Consider the following 21337-nt stretch of genomic DNA (forward strand, 5'->3'; position numbering starts at 1 on the left):
ATTACAATAGGGACTCTTTCTAGTCAAACTTTGACCGGAAAGAGTTTTTTGTTATTAAATTTTTGAAAAAGTATAATCTTTATATATAAAAGACTATACATTTAACAAAAACTGTGCTATACTAATTTCAATGATAGGTAATTTGTTAATAAAAACTTACCTCATATACAAAATTTTAAGGAGAAATTTCATGACAAAAGCGTTAATTATCTGTGCAGCAGGGATGTCTTCTTCTCTCATGGCTAAAAAGACAACTGAATACCTTCAAGGTCAAGGACAAGATATTACTGTTGAAGCAATTGGAGCAACAGAAGGAAATAAAGTAATTGAATCTGCCACATTTGATCTTTATTTAATTAGTCCTCAAACAAGAATGTATTTCAAACAATTTGCTGACCTCGGAGAAAAAGTTGGACGTCCAGTTGTTCAAATTCCACCTCAAGCCTATGTTCCAATCCCAACAGGAGTCGCAGCTTTGGCTAAAGTAGTCACAGACAATCTATAAAGAGGGTGTTATGAATACAGAAGAATTACAAGTAGTAGCATTTGAAATCATTCTTCATAGTGGAACTGCGCGTGCAACGGTACACGAAGCATTTGCAGCGATGCGACTTGGTCACTACGATGAAGCTTCTCAAAAATTGGAAGCCGCGAATACAGAGTTGGTTGAAGCACATCACGCACAGACGAAATTGTTGCAAGATTACGCAAGTGGCGTTGAGATTAAGATTGAGATCATCATGGTTCATGCCCAGGATCATTTGATGACAACAATGACATTACGTGAAGTGGCATTAGAGATGCTTGAATTATATAAAAAGCTAGAAGAAAAATAATTTATTACTAAACCTCCTAAGAATAAACTTATAGTGTTTGTGTGAATTAGTTACATGTTATAGGTTTATTTTTTATCTTTTATTTAGCATAAACTCCCCAAGGTATCGGAACCCTTGGGGAGTTTTGTCACATTTAATCTTCAAAACCGTTTTTGTCAGACAACTCTTTAAAGAAATAACCTGATTTTTTAATCGTTCGTTTTCCTTTCTTATCAAGGTCAACGGCAATGAGACCATAGCGATTTTTGTAGGCATTGCACCAGGACCAATTGTCCATACAAGTCCAAAGATGATAGCCGATGCAGTTAGCTCCTTCTTCAATGGCTTGGTGTAGGTAACGGAGGTGATCTTTGATGAAGTCAATACGGTAGTCGTCCTCAATTTGACCATTGGCGTTGATATAGCGCTCCTCACCTTCGACGCCCATGCCGTTTTCTGAGATATAGCAAGGAAGATTTCCATAGTTATCACGGACATTCATCATAATGTCGTAGATTCCTTTTTCATAGATTTCCCAACCGCGATAAGGGTTCATTTTTTTACCTGGCATATCGTAGTAGTCAAAGAAATCATCTGGCATAGGATTTTGCGGGTCTTTATCAGCAGGGTTTTCCTTTGCTTTAACTCGGCGTGGCTGGTAATAATTGACACCAAGCAAGTCAATGGTATTTTCTTTAATGGTCTGCAAATCTTCAGCTGTGTATTCTGGCATCATATCCAATTCTTTAATGATAGCAATCAAATCAGCAGGGTATTCGCCTTTGATGGCAGGATCTAAGAAAGAGCGATTAAAGAAAGCATCTGCAATTTGAGCAGCTTTGACGTCTTCAGGATTATTCTCATCACGCGGATAGCTTGGGGTTAAGTTGAGGATAATCCCAATTTTACCATCTTGCTTTTCGTGATAGGCTTTGACAGCTAAGCTGCTGGCGAGCATTTCGTGAAAAGCCACCTGTACAGCGTGTTTCATGTTGATTTCATTTGGATAGTGGAAATTGTAGAGGTAACCACCTTCGACGGGGACAATGGGTTCATTGTGAGTGAACCAATATTTGACGCGGTCACCAAATAGGTTAAAGCAGGTTTTTGCAAAGTTTACATAAGCATCAACCGTTTCCCGATTCAGCCAACCACCTTTTGCTTGTAGTGCCATTGGCATGTCAAAATGGTATAAGTTAATAAATGGTTCAATTCCATTTGTAATCAGTTCATCAATGAATGAATTGTAAAAATCTACAGCTTTTGGATTAACAGCACCAACGCCTTCTGGGATTAGACGACTCCATTGGATAGAAGTGCGGAAAGAATTGTGTCCAGTTGCTTTCATTAGTTGCACATCTTCTTTGTAATACTGATAATTATAGGAAGCTTTATCAGGTCCAATATGGTTGAAGAATTTTTCAGGTTCTTTGTTGTACCAATAGTCCCAGATATTCTCTCCTTTTCCATCGCCGTCAAATCGACCTTCTGTTTGCGGTCCACTGGAAGCAGTTCCCCAAAAGAAGCCTTTTGGAAATGTTAAAAATGTCATATATTTTCTCCTTTTTAAAAATAGTCTACAATATAATACTATACTTTTTTTAAAAAAAGTCAATCTTTTATATAAAAAGTATAGACATTTTATAAAAAGTATAGTATAGTTAGAGTATCAAAAAAGAAAAAGAGGGAAGATTGATGAACAAGTTTCTAGATCAAATCGGTGATAAGTTGTTGCCATTGGCAAACAAACTCGCTTCCAATCGTTATTTGGCTGTTTTACGAGATGCCTTTATGCTCTCCTTTCCATTAACGATGTTTGGCTCAATTGTAGTGGTATTTAACAATTTGCCATTTTTTAATGATGCAACGAAAGCTACTTTGTCTAATCTGTTTGGCAGTGGACAAAATGCAACGATGTCAATTATGACAATCTTTGTAACGTTTGGTATTGGCTATTATTTATCAAAATCTTATGATGTGGAAGGAATTTTTGGAGGAGCAGTTTCCTTTTCTAGTTTTCTTCTTTTGACACCTTTTTATACCATGTCAGAAAAAGGTGAAAAAATTTCAGGCATCTTGAGTTTAGACCGTTTAGGGGCAAAAGGGATGTTCCTTGGAATGCTAGTTGCATTTTTGGCAGCGGAAATCTACTGCTGGGCAACGAAAAAAGGTTGGCAGATTAAAATGCCAGACAGCGTTCCGCCTGCAGTAGCCAAGTCGTTTGCGGCTTTGATTCCTGCCGTATTGACTCTTTCCATATTCTTGTTTGTCAATGCTGGTTTGACAGGATTTTTCAATGCAAATCTTCATGATATTATTTATAAGGTTATTCAAACGCCGCTGGTTGGCTTGGGAAGTAGTATCTGGGCAACTTTAGTGGCAATCTTCTTTGTTCAATTTTTATGGTTCTTTGGACTTCATGGACAAATTCTTGTTAATTCTGTCATGGATCCAATTTGGAATACATTGATGTTGGATAACTTAGAGGCTTATCAGGCTGGCAAGCATTTGCCACACATTATTTCCAAATCATTTATGGAAACATTTACTGTTGGTTTAGGTGGTTCTGGGATGACGCTAGCTGTAGTTATCATTATGGCTTTTATTCTGAAAAAGAAAATGTATAAGGACGTTGGACGACTTGCTCTTGGCGCGGGGCTATTCAATGTCAATGAACCAGTTATCTTTGGCTTGCCAATCGTTTTGAATGCGACTATTCTGATTCCATGGGTTTTAGCACCGATTGTTGTGACTGCGTTTAACTATATTGTGATGGCAGTAGGAATTGTTCCAGCTCCAACAGGAGTGGCAGTTCCTTGGACGGTGCCCGTATTCTTTAGCGGAATGCTAGCAACCAATTCCATTTTAGGTGGTGTCCTTCAGTTAGTGGATATGGTGATTGTTGGATTTATCTGGTATCCATTCCTTCGTATGCTGGACAAACAACCTGATTCTGTATTATAATGAGATGAATGACAGATTTGCAGGAGCTATCATATGCCTAAATACGAAGAAATAGCAAATATACTTCGAGATAGAATCGCAAATGGAGTCTACCCAGTAGACTCCATGTTGCCTATTCAGTCTGAATTATCAAAAGAGTTCGGTGTTAGCCGAATGACTATAAAAAAAGCTGTTGAGATTCTAACCATTGAGGGATTGATTTTTTCCAAACAAGGAAATGGAACGAGAGTGTTAAATTCCTCTTTTTGGGATAAAGAAGATTCAAAATTTCGCTTGAATAATTACAATGGGTTGAGTCAAGATTTCAAAAATGATGACCGAAAATTAACGAGCCAGATTATTCAGTTTGCAGTTGAATTCCCAGAAGCCGAGATTGCAGAGCGCCTGCAAGTGGAAGTGACGACGCCAGTTTATAAAATCATACGTTTGCGTCTGCTTGATGAGAAGCCCTATGTGTTGGAACACACTTATATGCCGTGTGATTTGGTGCCAGGATTGGATGAGAGTATTTTACTTCAGTCTATCTATGCTTATTTATGGGATGAATTAAACTTAAAATTTGCCGGAAGTTATCGCCATATCACAGCTGAAAAGCCAGATGAATATGATAAAATGTATCTGGACTGTCAAAATGACGATCCACTTTTGCAGGTTGAACAAGTTGTTTATCTCGAAAATGGGCGTCCGATTGAGTACTCGAGAAGCCGCAATCGCTTTGACACGAGAGGGTATTCGCTTTTAGATGTTAAAAATATTTAAGTTGTTTATACAATATTAAAGGAGGAAATGATGTCAGAACCATTATTTTTACAATCTGTTATGCAGGAAAAAATCTGGGGTGGAACGAAGCTACGAGATGAATTCGGCTATGAAATTCCCAGTGATAAAGTAGGCGAATACTGGGCGATTTCAGCTCATCCACACGGAGTATCTACTATAAAAAACGGTCGATTTGCAGGACAAGGATTGGATAAAGTCTATGCTGAGCACCGTGAATTGTTTGGCAATAGCAACGAGCCTGTTTTTCCGCTTTTAACCAAAATTTTGGATGCCAATGATTGGCTTAGTGTTCAGGTTCATCCAGATGACCACTATGCTATGGAGCACGAAGGAGAATTAGGAAAGACCGAGTGCTGGTATGTGATCGCGGCAGATGAAGGAGCAGAAATCATCTATGGACACAGTGCTCAGTCACGAGAAGAGTTGCGCCAGCAGATTGAAAAGAAAGAATGGGAGAAGCTCTTAACCAAGGTGCCAGTCAAGGCTGGGGACTTCTTCTATGTTCCAAGTGGCACCATGCACGCCATTGGCTCAGGTATCTTGATTTTAGAAACGCAACAGTCCAGTGATACTACCTATCGTGTTTATGATTTCGACCGAAAAGACGCTCAAGGCAATTTGCGCGAGCTTCATCTAGAAAAATCCATTGATGTACTCAATATCGGTGCGCCGGCCAATAGTCGACCAGTTACTGTGAAAGCAGATGATTTGCAATCAACCCTTTTGGTTGCCAGTGATTTCTTTGCCGTTTACAAATGGGAAGTGTCAGGGAAAGTTGCGATTGAGAAAACAGCTCCTTATTTATTGGTGAGTGTGTTGGCAGGACAAGGGATGTTGACAGTAGATGAGAAAGCTTATCCGATTGCAAAAGGAGACCATTTCATTTTACCAAGCGACCTGGAGGCTTGGACTTTTGAGGGACAAGATCTTGAAATGATTGTCAGTCATCCTTAATAACTTTTATATAGAAAATCAGAGGTTGGGAAAAAGTCCGCAACCTCTTTAAAAGCATAAGTCTAAAGCATCATGATGTAGTGGTTCATTAGTTTACTCATTTTTACAGATGATTTCAAAGGAATTATAGTAGTCTATTTTATTCTCTTATTTATGCAGAAATTATCAGTTATATTAAAAAATGATGTCATTTTCAGAAAACATTGATACTATTTCAGAAAAGCGTTATAATGGCTGATATTGAAAAATTTAGGAGAAAAATATGTTTTCCAAGTTGAAAAATATTTTTATTGGTCGACCTTTGAAATCAAGTGATGAGGGAGAAGAAGAAAACCTATTAACAAAGTTGCAAGCTCTAGCTATGTTATCAAGTGATGCTCTGTCTTCGATTGCTTATGGTCCTGAACAAGTTGTTTTAGTGTTGGTATCTGTATCTGCTGGTGCGATTTGGTGGTCGTTACCAATTGGTATTGTGGTGCTGATTTTATTGGCTAGTTTGACTATTTCATATCGTCAGGTGATTCATGCCTATCCACAAGGTGGTGGGGCTTATATGGTTACAACGGAAAATCTTTCACCAAAAGCTGGTCTGATTTCAGGTGGTAGTTTGCTGGTTGATTATATGTTGACGGTAGCGGTATCTGTTTCGTCTGGAGCAGATGCGATTACGTCAGCAATTCCTGCATTGCATCCATATAACTTGCATATTTCGATCGTTTTAGTGCTGGCTTTAATGCTAATGAACTTACGCGGATTGCGGGAATCTGCAGTTTCTCTTATGATTCCAGTGTATTTGTTTATCGCAAGCACTGTTTTCTTGATTGGCTTTGGCTTATTGCAATTATTGCTGGGAAATTTATCTTATCATGCAACGGCTCCTATCGGAAAATCCATCTCAGGCGTTAGCTTAGTGCTTCTGTTACGTGCTTTTACGAGCGGTTCAGCTTCTCTGACAGGTGTGGAAGCTATTTCAAATTCTGTACCATTTTTCAAAACACCAAAAGCTGAAAATGCAGCGAAAACATTAGCAATTATGGCTGCCATTTTAGGCTTCATGTTTGCCGGTATTACTTTTTTAAACTACTGGATTGGAATCGTTCCGATAAAAGACGTTACAATACTCGCTCAAATGGCACAAGCTATTTTGGGAAATTCACCTATTGGGCGGCTTCTCTTTTATATTTTCCAACTGTCAACAGCTCTCATTCTTGCTGTGGCGGCTAATACAGGCTTTTCGGCCTTTCCTATGCTATCTTACAATATGGCAAAAAATAAATATATGCCACATATGTATATGGAGAAAGGTGCTCGCCTTGGTTATTCAAATGGGATTTTGACCTTGGCCATTGGTGCAATTTTTCTTTTGTTGATTTTCAATGGAAATACTGAGCGGCTCATTCCACTTTATACGATTGGTGTATTTGTACCTTTTGCGCTTTCTCAAACAGGAATGGTCATACATTGGCGCAAACAGCATGGAAAACATTTCTTAAAATATTCTGTAACAAATATTCTGGGTGCAGCAATTTGTTACACGATTGTGGCGATTTTGTTGCTTTTCCGTTTGCGAGATATCTGGCCATTCTTCCCAATTATTATTATTTTACTTTGGATTTTCTTAACAATCAAAAATCATTATAACAAAGTTGCTAAGCAACTGCGCTTGAATAAAGAAGTCGAACGAGTGAACTATGCAGGCAATCTGGTTTTGGTCCTTGTTGGGAATGTTACGCGTGTTAGTGCCGGTGCGATGAATTATGCTTGTAGTATTGGTGATGAAGTGATTGCTATGCACGTATCTACTAAAGAAACACAAGAAAAAGATGAAGAAGTAGCAAGTGAATTTAAACACCATTTTTCAGATATCCAATTTGTCAATGTAGAAACAAGTTACCGTAATATCATCAGACCAACAGTACAGTATGTGACAAAAGTCGCTCGTAATGCGCAGAAGAAAGGTTATACCGTAACGGTATTAGTGCCACAGTTCATTCCAAATCATAGCTGGCAAAATATGCTGCACAATCAAATGAGCTTGAAATTGAAATATTTTCTCAGATGGCATGAAAATGTTGTTGTAGCTAGTTATTCTTATCACTTAAAAGAGTAAGGACATAGAACGGTAGTTTTGAATGGAACTGCCGTTTTTATCCTTTTATTTTCTTGAAAGATATAGTGAAAAATGCTATAATGAAAAGAACATTTTAAAATAAGAATTATTACAAGTAAGGAAAGAAATGGCGAATATTTTAAGAACAATTATCGAAAATGATAAAGGCGAATTAAGAAGATTAGAAAAAATGGCGAAGAAAGTCATGGCTTATGAAGATGAAATGGCTGCTTTGTCAGATGAGGCTTTGAAAGCAAAGACAGATGAATTTAAGTTGCGGTATCAAAATGGTGAGTCATTAGATGATTTGCTTTATGAGGCCTTTGCAGTTGTTCGTGAAGGCGCAAAACGTGTGTTGGGCCTCTTCCCTTACCCCGTACAGATTATGGGCGGGATTGTCTTACATCATGGAGATGTACCAGAAATGCGCACAGGGGAAGGAAAGACTTTGACTGCGACCATGCCGGTTTATCTGAATGCTTTGTCTGGTGAAGGTGTACACGTTGTCACAGTAAATGAGTACCTGACAGAACGTGACGCAACTGAAATGGGTGAATTGTACTCTTGGTTGGGACTTTCTGTTGGTATTAACCTTGCCGCAAAGTCATCAGCAGAAAAGAAAGAAGCCTACGCTTGTGATATTACCTATTCAACGAATGCAGAGATTGGGTTTGATTATTTGCGCGACAATATGGTAGTGCGTGCTGAAAATATGGTGCAACGCCCACTTAACTATGCTTTGGTTGATGAAGTGGACTCCATTTTGATTGATGAAGCTCGTACCCCTTTAATTGTGTCCGGACCAACTTCGTCTGATACAAATCAGCTTTATCATATGGCAGATAGCTTTGTAAAATCATTAAACAAAGATGATTATATTATTGATGTTCAGTCTAAGACTATTGGACTTTCTGATTCGGGGATTGATAAGGCAGAAAGTTATTTCAAACTAGAAAACCTGTATGACATTGAAAATGTAGCACTGACTCACTTTGTTGACAATGCTCTTCGTGCAAATTATATTATGCTGTTGGACATTGACTATGTGGTTAGTGAAGAACAGGAAATTTTGATTGTTGACCAATTTACAGGTCGGACAATGGAAGGTCGCCGCTATTCTGATGGACTCCACCAAGCAATTGAAGCTAAAGAAGGTGTACCAATTCAAGATGAAACGAAGACCTCAGCTTCTATCACTTACCAAAATCTGTTCCGTATGTATAAGAAATTGTCAGGAATGACGGGAACGGCCAAGACAGAAGAAGAAGAATTCCGCGAAACTTATAATATTCGAGTGATTCCGATTCCTACAAACCGTCCGGTGGCTCGTATTGATCACCCAGACCTTCTTTATCCAAGTATTGAATCAAAATTTAAAGCAGTTGTCCAAGATGTGAAAGCTCGTCATGAAAAAGGGCAACCTGTGCTTGTGGGGACGGTTGCTGTTGAAACGAGTGATTATATTTCTAAAAAATTAGTCGAAGCTGGAGTTCCTCATGAAGTATTGAATGCGAAAAATCACTATAAAGAAGCGCAAATCATTATGAATGCTGGTCAGCGGGGTGCTGTAACGATTGCAACCAATATGGCTGGTCGTGGTACGGATATTAAACTTGGTGAAGGCGTTCGCGAGTTAGGTGGGCTTTGTGTCATTGGTACAGAACGTCATGAAAGTCGTCGTATCGATAATCAGCTTCGTGGTCGTTCTGGACGTCAGGGAGATCCAGGGGAATCGCAATTTTATCTGTCACTTGAAGATGAGCTCATGCGTCGTTTTGGTTCAGAGCGGATTAAAGCAGTTATGGAACGCTTCAAAATGAGTGAAGAAGAGTCGGTTATCAAATCCAAAATGTTTACTCGTCAAGTGGAAGGAGCCCAAAAGCGTGTTGAAGGGAACAATTACGATACACGTAAACAAGTCCTTCAATATGATGATGTCATGCGTGAGCAGCGTGAGATTATCTATGCACAACGTTATGATGTCATTACGGCTGATCGTGATTTAGCACCGGAAATTCACGCTATGATGAAGCGGACTATTAATCGTTTTGTAGATGGCAATAGTCGTGCCGAACAGCAAGAAAAAATCGAAGCTATTGTGAATTTTGCTAAATATAATCTGGTGCCCGAAGATTCTATCAACATATCAGACTTAATCGACTTATCAGATGATGAAATAAAGGAAAACTTGTATCAACGAGCACTGGAAGTATATGACAATCAGGTCGCAAAATTGCGAGATGAAGAATCAGTCAGAGAATTCCAAAAAGTTTTGATTCTGCGTGTAGTGGACAATAAATGGACTGACCATATTGATGCTTTAGATCAATTACGTAATGCCGTTGGACTAAGAGGTTATGCACAAAACAATCCGGTTGTTGAATATCAAGCAGAAAGTTTCCGCATGTTTAATGATATGATTGGTTCGATTGAGTTTGATGTTACACGGCTGATGATGAAAGCTCAAATTCATGAGCAAGAGCGTCCACGGACGGAACACCATATCAGTACAACGGCAACACGTAATATTGCAGCACAAAAATCTGGCTTACCTAGTGATATCGATTTGACAAAAGTGAAGCGCAATGACTTATGTCCATGTGGTTCCGGGAAGAAATTCAAAAATTGTCATGGGCGCCATAGATAAGTAGTGTATAGGGGGAGATTATGACATTTAAAGCAACTAGTCAGCCAATTGACGTAGCAAAGGTTCGCAATCTATCGAAATTAAAAGGAGATGCTTTAGCCAAAAAAGAAGCACGAGATCGGGAACTAAACGCAATTATTCGCGGAGAAGATGACCGCATTCTGCTAGTCATCGGTCCGTGTTCTTCTGACAATGAAGCGGCTGTTCTAGAATATGCAAAACGTTTATCTGCCCTTCAAGAAGAGGTAAAAGACCGTATTTTTATGGTGATGCGTGTGTATACGGCAAAACCTCGTACCAATGGTGACGGCTATAAAGGCTTGATTCATCAACCAAATGCGAAAGCAGCACCAAGTTTAATCAACGGCATTAAAGCAGTACGCAATTTGCACTATCGTGTGATTACAGAAACAGGAATGACGACTGCTGATGAAATGCTGTATCCGGAAAATCTTCCTTTGGTAGATGATTTGATTTCTTACATGGCCGTTGGAGCGCGTTCTGTGGAAGATCAGCAACACCGTTTTGTAGCTAGTGGAGCTGACGTTGCGACTGGTTTAAAAAATCCCACTTCTGGAAATCTTAATGTTATGTTTAATGGGATTTATGCAGCCCAAAACAAACAAAGTTTCTTGTTTGCTGGTAAGGAAGTAGAAACTTCAGGTAATCCCTTAGCGCATGCTATTTTGCGCGGTGGTCTTGATGAATACGGAAAGAACATCCCAAATTATTACTATGATAATTTACTAGATACGATTGCTCAATATGAAAAAATGGGCTTAGAAAATCCTTTTATCATCATTGATACCAACCATGATAATTCTGGAAAACAGTATTTAGAACAGGTACGAATTGTCCGTCAAACTTTAATCAACCGTGATTGGAATGAGAAAATCAAAAAAGTTGTACGCGGCTTTATGATCGAGTCTTACTTAGAAGATGGCCGTCAAAATGAGCCTGAGGTGTTTGGAAAATCCATCACAGACCCCTGTTTGGGTTGGGATAATACAGTCAGATTAGTCAAGGAAATTTACACTACCCTATCTAAAAATGAAAAATAAAAAGGATGGAGTTGAGACTAGTCTCAACTCTTTTTAAAAAGATGATTAAAGGACATGGTATTGATATAGAGGAAATTTCTTCTATTCAAAAAGTTTATGAAAAAAATGCTCGCTTTGCTAGGAAAGTTTTGACAGCCGCAGAATTTGACCGATTTGAAAAACTGACTGGTAAGCGAAAAATGGAATATTTGGCGGGGCGTTGGTCTGCTAAAGAGGCTTTTTCTAAAGCGTGGGGGACTGGTATCGGCTGTGTCACTTTTCAGGATTTAGAAATTTTAAACGATGAAAAGGGAGCGCCTATTTTTAGCAAATCACCTTTTTCTGGCAAGGTCTGGGTGTCACTCAGCCACACAGATAATGTCGTCACAGCTAGTGTTATTTTGGAGGAACATCATGAAAACGAGTAATCATCGGCCTACTAAGGCTATTGTTGATTTGGCTGCTATTCAATTTAATATTAAACAAATTGCAGCGCATATACCAGACAATGTAGAAAAATGGGCTGTTGTCAAGGCAGATGCCTATGGTCACGGTGCAGTTGCTGTTACGCAATCTATTGAGTCAATTGTGGATGGCTTTTGTGTTTCCAATATTGATGAAGCGGTAGAGCTGAGAGAAGCAGCTATTTTAAAAAAAATTCTGGTTCTGGGAGTATCAACTATCCAGTCTGTTCCATTGGCAATTAAATACAAGATTACTTATACGGTGGCTAGTTTAGAATGGATTGATTTGCTTTTGAAGTCAGACATAGACCTAACTGGACTGGTTGTTCATATAAAAATTGATTCTGGAATGGGGCGGATTGGTTTTCGAAATAGCCAAGACGCTCAAGAAGCGATTCATCGTTTGGAAAAGGCAGGTGCTCAGGTCAAAGGAATTTTCACCCATTTTGCGACAGCTGATGAAGCAGATACGCAAAAATTTGAGGCACAGTTAGCACGTTTTAAAGAAATTTTAGGGCAATTAGAAACTATTCCACCGATTGTTCACGCTAGTAATTCGGCAACGACTCTGTGGCATAGTGAGACGATTATGAATGCAGTCCGTTTGGGCGATGTCATTTATGGGCTTAATCCAAGTGGAACTGTTTTGGAGCTGCCTTATGACATCAAACCAGCTCTTTCATTGGTTTCAGAATTGGTTCATGTCAAGCAATTAGAAGTAGGGGCAGATATTGGTTACGGAGCCACTTACACTAGCGATAGCCCACAGTTCATTGGGACGATTCCGCTGGGCTATGCTGACGGTTGGACGCGAGATATGCAAGGCTTTAATGTTTTAGTTGATGGGAATCCTTGTCCCATTGTTGGACGCGTATCTATGGATCAGATTACTGTTCGTTTACCTCAGTTTTATCCTATTGGAACGTCAGTTATCCTTATCGGTGAAAGTGGTAAAGAAGCTATTTCTGCAACAGATGTGGCAGAAAAACGGGAAACCATCAATTACGAGGTGGTTTGTTTGATCAGCGACCGCGTCCCTAGAGTTTACAAAGAATGAGTTGAAATCTAAAAGTAGTCGGAAACAATCCAAAGAGCTATTGGAGGGTGTCTGTTTTAGCCTGCTTTTATAAATTCTTAAGAAACAGAACTGAAAGAGGAATTATGAATTTACACCAACCTTTAACGGTTCTGCCGGGTGTAGGACCGAAATCTGCTGAAAAGTTTACTAGGCTGGGAATTGAAAACCTACAGGATTTACTACTCTATTTTCCATTTCGCTATGAAGATTTTAAAAGTAAGAATGTGTTAGAACTGGAAGATGGTGAAAAGGCGGTTATCTCAGGACTTGTCGTTACGCCAGCCAATGTGCAGTATTATGGCTATAAACGTAATCGTCTACGTTTTACTATAAAACAAGGCGAAGTGGTGCTTGCAGTCAATTTTTTTAACCAACCCTATCTGGCAGACAAAGTGGAGGTTGGTTCAACCATTTCTATTTTCGGGAAATGGGATAAAGCAAAAGCGAGTCTGACAGGTATGAAAATCTTAGCACAAGTGGAGGATGACTTACAGCCTGTCTATCGAGTGGCACAAGGGATTAGTCAAGCTAGTTTGGTGAAAGTCATTAAGACAGCTTTTGACCAAGGCTTAGAACTTCTGTTGGAAGAAAATCTGCCTCAAATTCTGCTGGAGCGCTATCAGTTAGTGGAACGCAGTCAGGCCGTACGAGCAATGCATTTTCCAAAAGACTTAACAGAATACAAACAAGCCTTGCGTCGGGTCAAGTTTGAAGAGCTTTTTTACTTTCAAATGCAGTTACAAGTCCTAAAGAGCGAAAGCAAGAATGCGAGTCAAGGGTTAGCTATTCCTTGGCGAGATGATTTATTAGAAAAAAAGCTGACACTGCTACCTTTTGAATTGACAGCTGCCCAGAAGCGGAGTCTTGATGAAATTCTACAAGATATGAAAGCACCAACCCACATGAACCGGCTTTTGCAGGGAGATGTGGGTAGTGGAAAGACGGTGGTTGCAGGTTTAGCCATGTATGCTACCTATACGGCTGGTTTTCAGTCTGCTCTTATGGTACCGACTGAAATTTTGGCAGAGCAGCATTTTGATAGCTTGAGCCAACTTTTTCCTGAACTACGGATAATTCTGTTGACAGGAGGAATGAAGCCGACAGAACGCAGACAAGCACTAGAAGCGATTGAGGCTGGTCAGGTAGATATGATTGTCGGTACTCATGCTTTGATTCAAGAAAGTGTGACATATCATCAGCTTGGTCTGGTGATTATTGATGAACAGCACCGCTTTGGAGTGGGACAGAGACGAATTTTGCGAGAAAAAGGAAATAATCCTGATGTGCTCATGATGACTGCAACACCGATTCCGAGGACACTTGCGATCACTGCCTTTGGCGATATGGATGTGTCGGTTATTGATCAAATGCCAGCGGGGCGTAAGCCGATTATCACTCGCTGGGTCAAGCACGAGCAGCTGAATGTGGTTCTCAATTGGTTGGAGAAAGAGCTGCAACGAGGTGCTCAGGTCTATGTCATCTCTCCTTTGATTGAGGAGTCGGAAGCGCTGGATCTGAAAAATGCTATTGCTTTGGAAGAGGAATTAAAGGCTTATTTCGGTGACAAAGCACAAGTAGCTCTGCTACATGGTAAAATGAAGAGCGAAGAAAAAGATACCATTATGCAGGATTTTAAGAAAGGAAAAATTGACATTCTGGTTTCCACGACTGTTATTGAAGTCGGTGTCAATGTCCCCAATGCTACGGTCATGCTAATCATGGATGCGGATCGATTTGGGCTCAGTCAGCTCCACCAGTTACGTGGTCGGGTAGGACGTGGAGACAAGCAATCTTATGCGGTTCTCGTGGCTAATCCTAAGACAGAATCCGGCAAGAAACGCATGAAAATCATGACGGAAACGACTAACGGTTTCATCTTGGCTGAGGAAGATTTGAAAATGCGTGGCTCTGGTGAAATCTTCGGCACGCGTCAATCAGGGATTCCAGAGTTTCAAGTGGCGGATATTATAGAGGATTATCCAATTTTAGAAGAAGCCAGAAAAGTCGCTAGTCAAATTGTGTCCATTTCTGATTGGAGAACGCATGCAGACTGGCATATCGTAGCTCTTCATTTGGACAAGCAGGACTACTTGGATTAGAAGATGAAACGAAAAAGAGGCTGGAACAAAATCCAGCCTCAAAGCATACTGTGTAATAAAGCAACGACGAAGTAACTAATTACGCAAAACACTACGTCGTTGCAGATAAAACTTGAAAGTAAGTCACTTTTCGTTTGCTTTTCAAGCTTGAAAAAGTGCTGTTGACAAAAACTTTGTTTTCTTCATTCATTACCTCAATAGTCCAGGAGACAGTTGAGCAGCTTTGTAGGAGAGACTACAAACTAAATTTTAGATTAAGTTTTCTGAAAGAAATCTATAAGCCTGTTTTAAGTTTTTCGGACTATACTAAATTCATCAAAAAGAAAGGGGTAAGCCCAATGACAGTAAACATTAAAGTGAATTATAACAAGACATTCAAAAAAACGGGAAAGGAGTTAGAAATATATGGTAGATAACTAAAAAAACAAGCGAGTTAAAAAACTTTTTTTCATAAATCTCCTAAGAAGCTTCGAATTAATCGAGGCTTTTTATTTATATAAGAATCTAGCCTTCTATGTAGTTTTTTAATGCCTGCCCTTGAAGTCCAGCGTTAAGGGCGATGAGAAGTTTGATACGAGCTTTAGGAGCATTTAATTCTTTAACAAACATAATTCCTGCTTCACGAAGCATCACGCCACCTCCTTCATAAGCATAAACTGGCTCTGCAATACCATTGAAGCAACGGGATACCAATGCAATTGGAAGACCAGAAGCAGTCATATGACTGAGCTTTTGTGCCACTTCTTGTGGTAGATTCCCAGCTCCGAAGGCTTCAATGACGAGACCATCTATTCTCTTCAAATCTAACATATCCAGCAATTCGGTTGTCATTCCAGCATAGGTGGGGATAATAGGAATCAAGCCAGTAATCTTATTCAAATGAAAATGTACGCGTGGTTCGGCAGTTTTAAAATAGAGAATTTCTTTTTTCATAATCAATCCAAGTGGACCATGAGTTGGCGTTTGAAAGGTACTGACATTTGTTGTATGTGTTTTTGTTACGTATTTTGCAGAATGGATTTCATCATTCATAACTACTAGAACGCCCTTTCCGCGTGCCTTTTCATCACTTGCAACACGAAGTGCAGACAAGTAATTGTAAACCCCATCACTCCCTAGTTCATTAGAGCTTCGCATGGCACCAGTCAAAACAACAGGAATATTTGGAAGTTCCATCGTATCCAAAAAATATGCTGTTTCTTCTAGAGTGTCCGTTCCGTGAGTAATCACAACACCGTCAAATTGCTTTCCATCTGCTCTGATTTTTTTGTACAATTGCAGCATGTACTGTGGTGTCATGTGAGGGCTAGGAATATTGAAAACATCAAGAGCAGTAACTTGAATGCCTTCTAGAGGAACTGTGACATGGTTCATGGGATTGTATTCAGTTGTGACAACTTTTCCAGCAGTGTCAGCTTGCATGGAAATGGTACCGCCAGTATGTAAAACTAGAATTCTTTTGGTCATAAGTGAGCTTCTCCTGAATCTATGCTATAATTATTGTATCATAAAAGAAAGAGATGAGAAATGAATGGAAATCAAAGCAGTCTTTTTTGATATTGACGGGACATTAGTAAATGATAGTCGGACGGTCTTGAAATCCACAGAACAAGCGATCCATAGTTTAAAACAGCAAGGTATTTTAGTTGGTTTAGCAACAGGAAGAGGCCCCTTTTTTGTCCAATCCTTTATGGAACAGTTGGATTTAGATTTTGCGGTGACCTATAATGGACAATATATTTTTTCAAAAGATAAAGTCATTTCTGCTAAGCCAATTGATAAAACCAGCTTGCGTCACTTGATTCAGTATGCTCACCAGCATAAAATAGAAATTTCATTTGGAACAGAATCAGGAGTGGTTGGCTCAAAAATCATGAGTTTTGGCATGAGCAAATTTTCTCAATGGACCAGTCGTTTTGTTCCGAAAAAGATGACACACTTGGTTAATAAAAGTTTCAATCATGTAATCAGCAAGGCGCTTCCTCAACAACAGAATGATTTATTTAAATCTATTCAAGAGCCGATTTATCAAGTGTTAATGTTGGCAACCCCGAGAGAAACACAATCTATAGAAGCCGATTTTCCAAATTTAAAATTTACTCGCAGCAGTCCTTTTGCGGCTGACATTATCAATCAGGGTATGTCCAAGCTAGAGGGAATTAAGCTGGTTGGAAAAGAATATGGCTTTGATATCAATCAAGTCATGGCTTTTGGTGATTCTGATAATGATGTTGAAATGTTAGCGGGGGTTGGTATGTCCATCGCCATGGGAAATGGAACCAGTCGAGTGAAAGAAGTTGCGAAACACACTACTAGCAGTAATAGTCAGGACGGAATTCATAAGGCTTTGGAGCATTTTGGTATTTTGGCGAGTGAAAAAGTCTTTGTCAGTAGCGACCACCACTTTAATAAGGTCAAAGAATTTCATGGGATAATGGATGAATGCACGCAGGAAGAGCCCATCCTGTGGACAACAGAGGGTGCTCGTCATCGTGCAGGCTTCAAGGTAGAAGAACTAGTGGAATTTTTACGAGCAGCCAGTCCTTCAGAAGAAATTTTCAATCAGTCTATTCAATTTTTGCATAAAGCGATAGATAAAGCTTCCGATAAGGTTAAACAGAAGAGTAATGCAGAGATGTCTCTCGTTGGACAAGTAGATGCACTGATTGATATGCTATATTTTACTTATGGTAGTTTTGTTTTAATGGGAGTAGATCCTGAGCGCTTATTTGAAATTGTACACCAAGCGAATATGGGGAAACTCTTCCCAGATGGTAAAGCGCACTTTGACCCAGTTACTCATAAAATTTTAAAACCAGATGATTGGGAAAAAAATTATGCACCGGAGCCTGCTATCAAAAAAGAACTTGAACGTCAAATTCAAGCTTATCAACGGAATTGTGAAAAAAATGAAGAATAAAAAAGAGGAGAGACTGGTTATGCCAATCTCTCTTTATCTTTGGATTATAATGTTTTTTCCTTATCACGAACAACAAGTAAGTCAACTTTTGCATGACGCAAGATGTATTCAGATGAGGAACCGACCAATAAACGTTCAAAGGCATTGAGCCCAGTAGCACCGACCATGATGAGATCGACTTTTTGTTCATCTGGAATATCTGTTGCAAGTAAGGTTTTAGGGTTACCCATTTCAACAATTGTGACAACGTCTGTGACGCCAGCTTCTTTTGCTTTTTGGGCATACTCATCCATTAATTTTTTAGCATCTGCCTGTAATTCTTCATAAACTTCGGCATCGAATGTGGAAACACTTTGCAATGCACGTGTATCAATAACGTGAGCGATTGTGAGACGTGAATTATTTCTTAGTGCCACATTTACCCCTTTTTCAAAAGCAAGCTCAGCTTCGTGAGAACCATCAACAGCGACCATAATGTTTTGATATCTTTGTAGCATAGGGATACCTCCATTCTTTCTTTACTAATATTGTAACCCTTTACATGAAAAAAGTAAAGCATTTTCAGGTAGACTTTACAAGAACTTTTTTAGATTTTTTAGAAAAATTGCGTTATAATAAATTGACTCTTTTGAAATGAGGAAAAGTTCGATGAAAGAATTTAATAAATCGACAAAGTTAGAACATGTAGCTTATGATATTCGTGGTCCAGTCCTAGAAGAAGCCATGCGAATGCGTGCAAATGGTGAGAAGATCCTCCGTTTGAATACAGGAAATCCTGCCGAATTTGGTTTTACGGCACCAGATGAAGTGATTCATGATTTGATTATGAATGCACGGGATAGCGAGGGCTATTCAGACTCGAAAGGAATTTTTTCTGCTCGGAAAGCCATTATGCAGTATTGTCAGTTGAAGAATATTCCAAATGTCGATATTGAGGACGTTTATCTTGGTAATGGGGTTAGCGAGCTGATTGTTATGTCAATGCAGGGCTTGCTGGATAATGGGGACGAAGTTCTAGTGCCGATGCCTGATTATCCGCTCTGGACAGCTGCTGTTAGCTTAGCAGGAGGCAATGCGGTTCATTATCTTTGTGATGAGCAGGCGGATTGGTATCCAGATATAGAAGATATCAAATCAAAGATTACTTCTAATACAAAGGCTATTGTCGTTATCAATCCAAACAATCCGACCGGTGCCTTGTATCCTAAGGAAGTCCTAGAATATCTTGTTGAAATTGCACGACAAAATAACTTGATTATTTTTGCGGATGAGATTTATGACCGTTTAGTGATGGATGGTGAGAAACATACAGCGATTGCTAGTCTGGCACCGGATCTTTTCTGCGTCAGCATGAACGGTTTGTCTAAATCGCACCGTATCGCAGGTTTTCGCGTAGGCTGGATGGTGCTTTCAGGTCCAAAATCTCATGTGAAAGATTATATCGAAGGACTGAATATGCTGTCAAATATGCGGTTGTGCTCAAACGTCTTATCTCAGCATGTGGTCCAAACATCTCTTGGAGGTTATCAGTCAGTAGACGAATTGTTACTTCCTGGTGGTCGCATTTATGAGCAACGGAATTTTATTTACAAGGCTATCAATGAAATTCCAGGTTTGTCTGCGACCAAACCTAAAGCAGGACTGTATATTTTTCCAAAAATTGATAGAGAAATGTATCAAGTGGATGATGACGAACAATTCGTGCTTGATTTCTTAAAGCAAGAAAAGATTTTGCTGGTACACGGACGCGGATTTAATTGGAAAGATCCAGATCATTTCCGTATCGTTTATCTGCCACGTGTAGATGAATTAGCACAGATCCAAGAAAAAATGACGCGTTTCTTAAGGCAATATCGAAGATAATCATACAGGCAGCCGAAAGGTTGCTTTTTTGGTATTGGAAATGGGGATTGAGGAGTTTTGAAAAAGTTAATGAGACTTAATTGTGTTTCAATAAACAATTTTCAGATAATTGTTGAAGAATAAAGCGTTTTATGGTATAATCAATAAGATTATATGCGAGGTAAATTATGGCAAACTTATTAGCAAAAACACGAAAAATTACATCTATTTTGCGTCGTTCAGATGAGCGCTTACAGGAAGAATTGCCTTACAATGCTATTACTCAGCAGTTAGCTGAGATTATGGATTGCAATGCTTGTATTGTAAACAGCAAGGGGCGTCTTTTGGGGTATTTTATGCGCTACAAGACGAATAATGACCGGGTGGAAGCATTTTATCAAACAAAAATCTTCCCAGAAGAGTATGTTCGCACAGCGAATTTGATGTATGATACAGAAGCTAATCTTCCTGTCAATCATGCTTTATCTATTTTTCCAGTCGAAACCAAAGATGAATTTCCAGATGGCTTGACGACGATTTCGCCTATTCATGTATCAGGGATTCGCTTAGGAACATTGATTGTTTGGCGAAATGATAAAGAATTTGATGATGATGACTTGATCTTAGTTGAAATTGCAAGTACAGTAGTTGGGATTCAGCTACTCAACTTCCAACGAGAAGAAGATGAAAAAAATATTCGACGTCGAACAGCCGTAACCATGGCTGTAAATACGCTATCTTATTCAGAATTACGAGCTGTTTCAGCTATTTTAGGTGAACTAAATGGTAATGAAGGACAGTTGACAGCATCGGTCATTGCAGATCGTATTGGGATTACTCGCTCAGTGATTGTCAATGCTTTGCGTAAACTAGAGAGTGCAGGCATTATTGAGAGTCGTTCTTTAGGAATGAAAGGAACCTACCTTAAAGTCCTTATTCCCGATGTCTTTGAAGAGATTAAAAGGAGAGACTACTGATGACAAAAGCATTGATTTCGATTGATTATACGGTGGATTTTGTGGCAGATGATGGCAAGTTGACAGCTGGAGCTCCAGCTCAGGCAATTTCTGAAGCTATTGCCCAAGTGACCGAGGCAGCTTTTGAGCGAGGAGATTATATCTTTTTTGCAATTGATGCGCATGACGAAGGAGATACTTTCCACCCAGAAAGTAAACTCTTTCCACCACACAATATCAAAGGAACTAGTGGACGCAATCTTTATGGACCATTGGCTGACTTTTATGAAACCTATCAAGCGGACTCTCGAGTCTTTTGGATGGATAAGCGCCATTATTCTGCCTTTTCCGGCACAGATTTGGATATACGTCTGCGAGAAAGAAAAGTAGACACGGTGATTCTGACAGGAGTCTTGACGGATATTTGCGTCCTACATACGGCAATCGATGCCTACAATTTAGGGTATCAAATTGAGGTGGTAGAACCTGCGGTAGCTTCTCTTTCTGAAGAAAATCATAAATTTGCTCTCAATCACTTGCAAAATGTTTTAGGTTCGACTATAATAGATAACAATTTAAAAGTAAAAAAGCAGTAGAGTAGGCTTGCTGACTTGCACAGAAAGTGCTGAAAGCTGAGAGCAGCACCAAGAAAGCAAAATCCGAAGAAC

General features: G+C 39.4%; 18 protein-coding genes. 15 read left to right on the forward strand and 3 right to left on the reverse strand.

The genetic code is table 11. From position 1 onward, the window contains the following. Positions 1-190: 190 nt before the first annotated feature. Together H8787_RS02545 and H8787_RS02550 are read left to right on the forward strand one after the other, a co-directional pair. On the forward strand, positions 191-505 hold the full coding sequence (locus H8787_RS02545; protein WP_003031794.1) for a PTS cellobiose transporter subunit IIB: 315 nt from the start codon (positions 191-193) through the stop codon (positions 503-505). 10 nt (positions 506-515) lie between these two features. Next, positions 516-836 carry a PTS cellobiose transporter subunit IIA gene (locus H8787_RS02550; RefSeq protein WP_003031767.1) on the forward strand — a complete coding sequence of 107 codons (321 nt, stop codon included), beginning with the start codon at positions 516-518 and terminating at the stop codon, positions 834-836. A 133-nt stretch (positions 837-969) separates the two neighbouring features. Here H8787_RS02550 and H8787_RS02555 read toward each other — a convergent pair whose 3' ends face one another. Then, a complete protein-coding gene (locus H8787_RS02555) occupies positions 970-2367 on the reverse strand; it encodes a glycoside hydrolase family 1 protein (RefSeq protein ID WP_187328170.1) in 1398 nt (465 codons plus the stop codon). Between the two features lie 143 nt (positions 2368-2510). On the opposite strand from H8787_RS02555, the gene celB reads away from it, so the two are divergent. The 9 genes from celB to recG all read left to right on the forward strand — a co-directional run bounded on the left by celB (position 2511) and on the right by recG (position 14951). After that, entirely contained in the window at positions 2511-3779 is a 1269-nt protein-coding gene (celB, locus tag H8787_RS02560) for a PTS cellobiose transporter subunit IIC (protein ID WP_003026140.1), read from the forward strand. Positions 3780-3812: 33 nt separating this feature from the next. Continuing rightward, positions 3813-4538 carry a GntR family transcriptional regulator gene (locus tag H8787_RS02565; RefSeq protein ID WP_003070533.1) on the forward strand — a complete coding sequence of 242 codons (726 nt, stop codon included), beginning with the start codon at positions 3813-3815 and terminating at the stop codon, positions 4536-4538. Between the two features lie 30 nt (positions 4539-4568). Then, positions 4569-5513 (forward strand): mannose-6-phosphate isomerase, class I, encoded by a 945-nt coding sequence (gene manA / locus H8787_RS02570; RefSeq protein ID WP_187328361.1) that lies wholly within the window; start codon positions 4569-4571, stop codon positions 5511-5513. Positions 5514-5775: 262 nt separating this feature from the next. Next, positions 5776-7623: an APC family permease gene (locus tag H8787_RS02575; RefSeq protein ID WP_187328171.1), complete on the forward strand. Its 1848-nt coding sequence runs from the start codon at positions 5776-5778 to the stop codon at positions 7621-7623. A gap of 127 nt (positions 7624-7750) precedes the next feature. Continuing rightward, positions 7751-10270 carry a preprotein translocase subunit SecA gene (gene secA / locus H8787_RS02580; protein WP_006267982.1) on the forward strand — a complete coding sequence of 840 codons (2520 nt, stop codon included), beginning with the start codon at positions 7751-7753 and terminating at the stop codon, positions 10268-10270. 20 nt (positions 10271-10290) lie between these two features. Further along, positions 10291-11331: a 3-deoxy-7-phosphoheptulonate synthase gene (locus tag H8787_RS02585; protein WP_003070524.1), complete on the forward strand. Its 1041-nt coding sequence runs from the start codon at positions 10291-10293 to the stop codon at positions 11329-11331. A 41-nt stretch (positions 11332-11372) separates the two neighbouring features. After that, the gene (acpS, locus tag H8787_RS02590; RefSeq protein WP_037565938.1) at positions 11373-11738 is read left to right on the forward strand and encodes a holo-ACP synthase; all 366 of its coding nucleotides are present in this window, start codon (positions 11373-11375) and stop codon (positions 11736-11738) included. Then, positions 11725-12831, forward strand: a complete 1107-nt coding sequence (alr, locus tag H8787_RS02595) for an alanine racemase (protein ID WP_187328172.1) — start codon at positions 11725-11727, stop codon at positions 12829-12831. Before acpS ends, alr begins: the two co-directional genes overlap by 14 nt. A 104-nt stretch (positions 12832-12935) precedes the next feature. Beyond that, on the forward strand, positions 12936-14951 hold the full coding sequence (gene recG / locus H8787_RS02600) for an ATP-dependent DNA helicase RecG (protein WP_187328173.1): 2016 nt from the start codon (positions 12936-12938) through the stop codon (positions 14949-14951). Between the two features lie 504 nt (positions 14952-15455). Here recG and H8787_RS02605 read toward each other — a convergent pair. Next, complete coding sequence (locus H8787_RS02605; RefSeq protein ID WP_187328174.1) at positions 15456-16418, reverse strand: asparaginase; 963 nt, start codon at positions 16416-16418, stop codon at positions 15456-15458. A 64-nt stretch (positions 16419-16482) separates the two neighbouring features. Here H8787_RS02605 and H8787_RS02610 point away from each other — a divergent pair, with 64 nt between their 5' ends. Next, complete coding sequence (locus H8787_RS02610) at positions 16483-17871, forward strand: Cof-type HAD-IIB family hydrolase (protein WP_187328175.1); 1389 nt, start codon at positions 16483-16485, stop codon at positions 17869-17871. Positions 17872-17915: 44 nt separating this feature from the next. Here H8787_RS02610 and H8787_RS02615 read toward each other — a convergent pair whose 3' ends face one another. Further along, positions 17916-18368 carry a universal stress protein gene (locus tag H8787_RS02615; protein ID WP_048801206.1) on the reverse strand — a complete coding sequence of 151 codons (453 nt, stop codon included), beginning with the start codon at positions 18366-18368 and terminating at the stop codon, positions 17916-17918. Positions 18369-18519: 151 nt separating this feature from the next. Here H8787_RS02615 and H8787_RS02620 point away from each other — a divergent pair, with 151 nt between their 5' ends. The 3 genes from H8787_RS02620 to H8787_RS02630 all read left to right on the forward strand — a co-directional run bounded on the left by H8787_RS02620 (position 18520) and on the right by H8787_RS02630 (position 21265). After that, positions 18520-19734 (forward strand): pyridoxal phosphate-dependent aminotransferase, encoded by a 1215-nt coding sequence (locus H8787_RS02620; RefSeq protein WP_003070510.1) that lies wholly within the window; start codon positions 18520-18522, stop codon positions 19732-19734. 167 nt (positions 19735-19901) lie between these two features. Next, positions 19902-20690 carry a GTP-sensing pleiotropic transcriptional regulator CodY gene (codY, locus tag H8787_RS02625; RefSeq protein WP_003070508.1) on the forward strand — a complete coding sequence of 263 codons (789 nt, stop codon included), beginning with the start codon at positions 19902-19904 and terminating at the stop codon, positions 20688-20690. Further along, positions 20690-21265, forward strand: coding sequence for a cysteine hydrolase family protein (locus tag H8787_RS02630; protein ID WP_003031209.1), 576 nt, complete (start codon positions 20690-20692; stop codon positions 21263-21265). The genes codY and H8787_RS02630 overlap by 1 nt, the downstream gene beginning before the upstream one ends. Positions 21266-21337 lie beyond the last annotated feature (72 nt).

It is taken from the genome of Streptococcus sp. NSJ-72 (genome assembly GCF_014334035.1).
GTDB lineage: Bacteria > Bacillota > Bacilli > Lactobacillales > Streptococcaceae > Streptococcus > Streptococcus constellatus.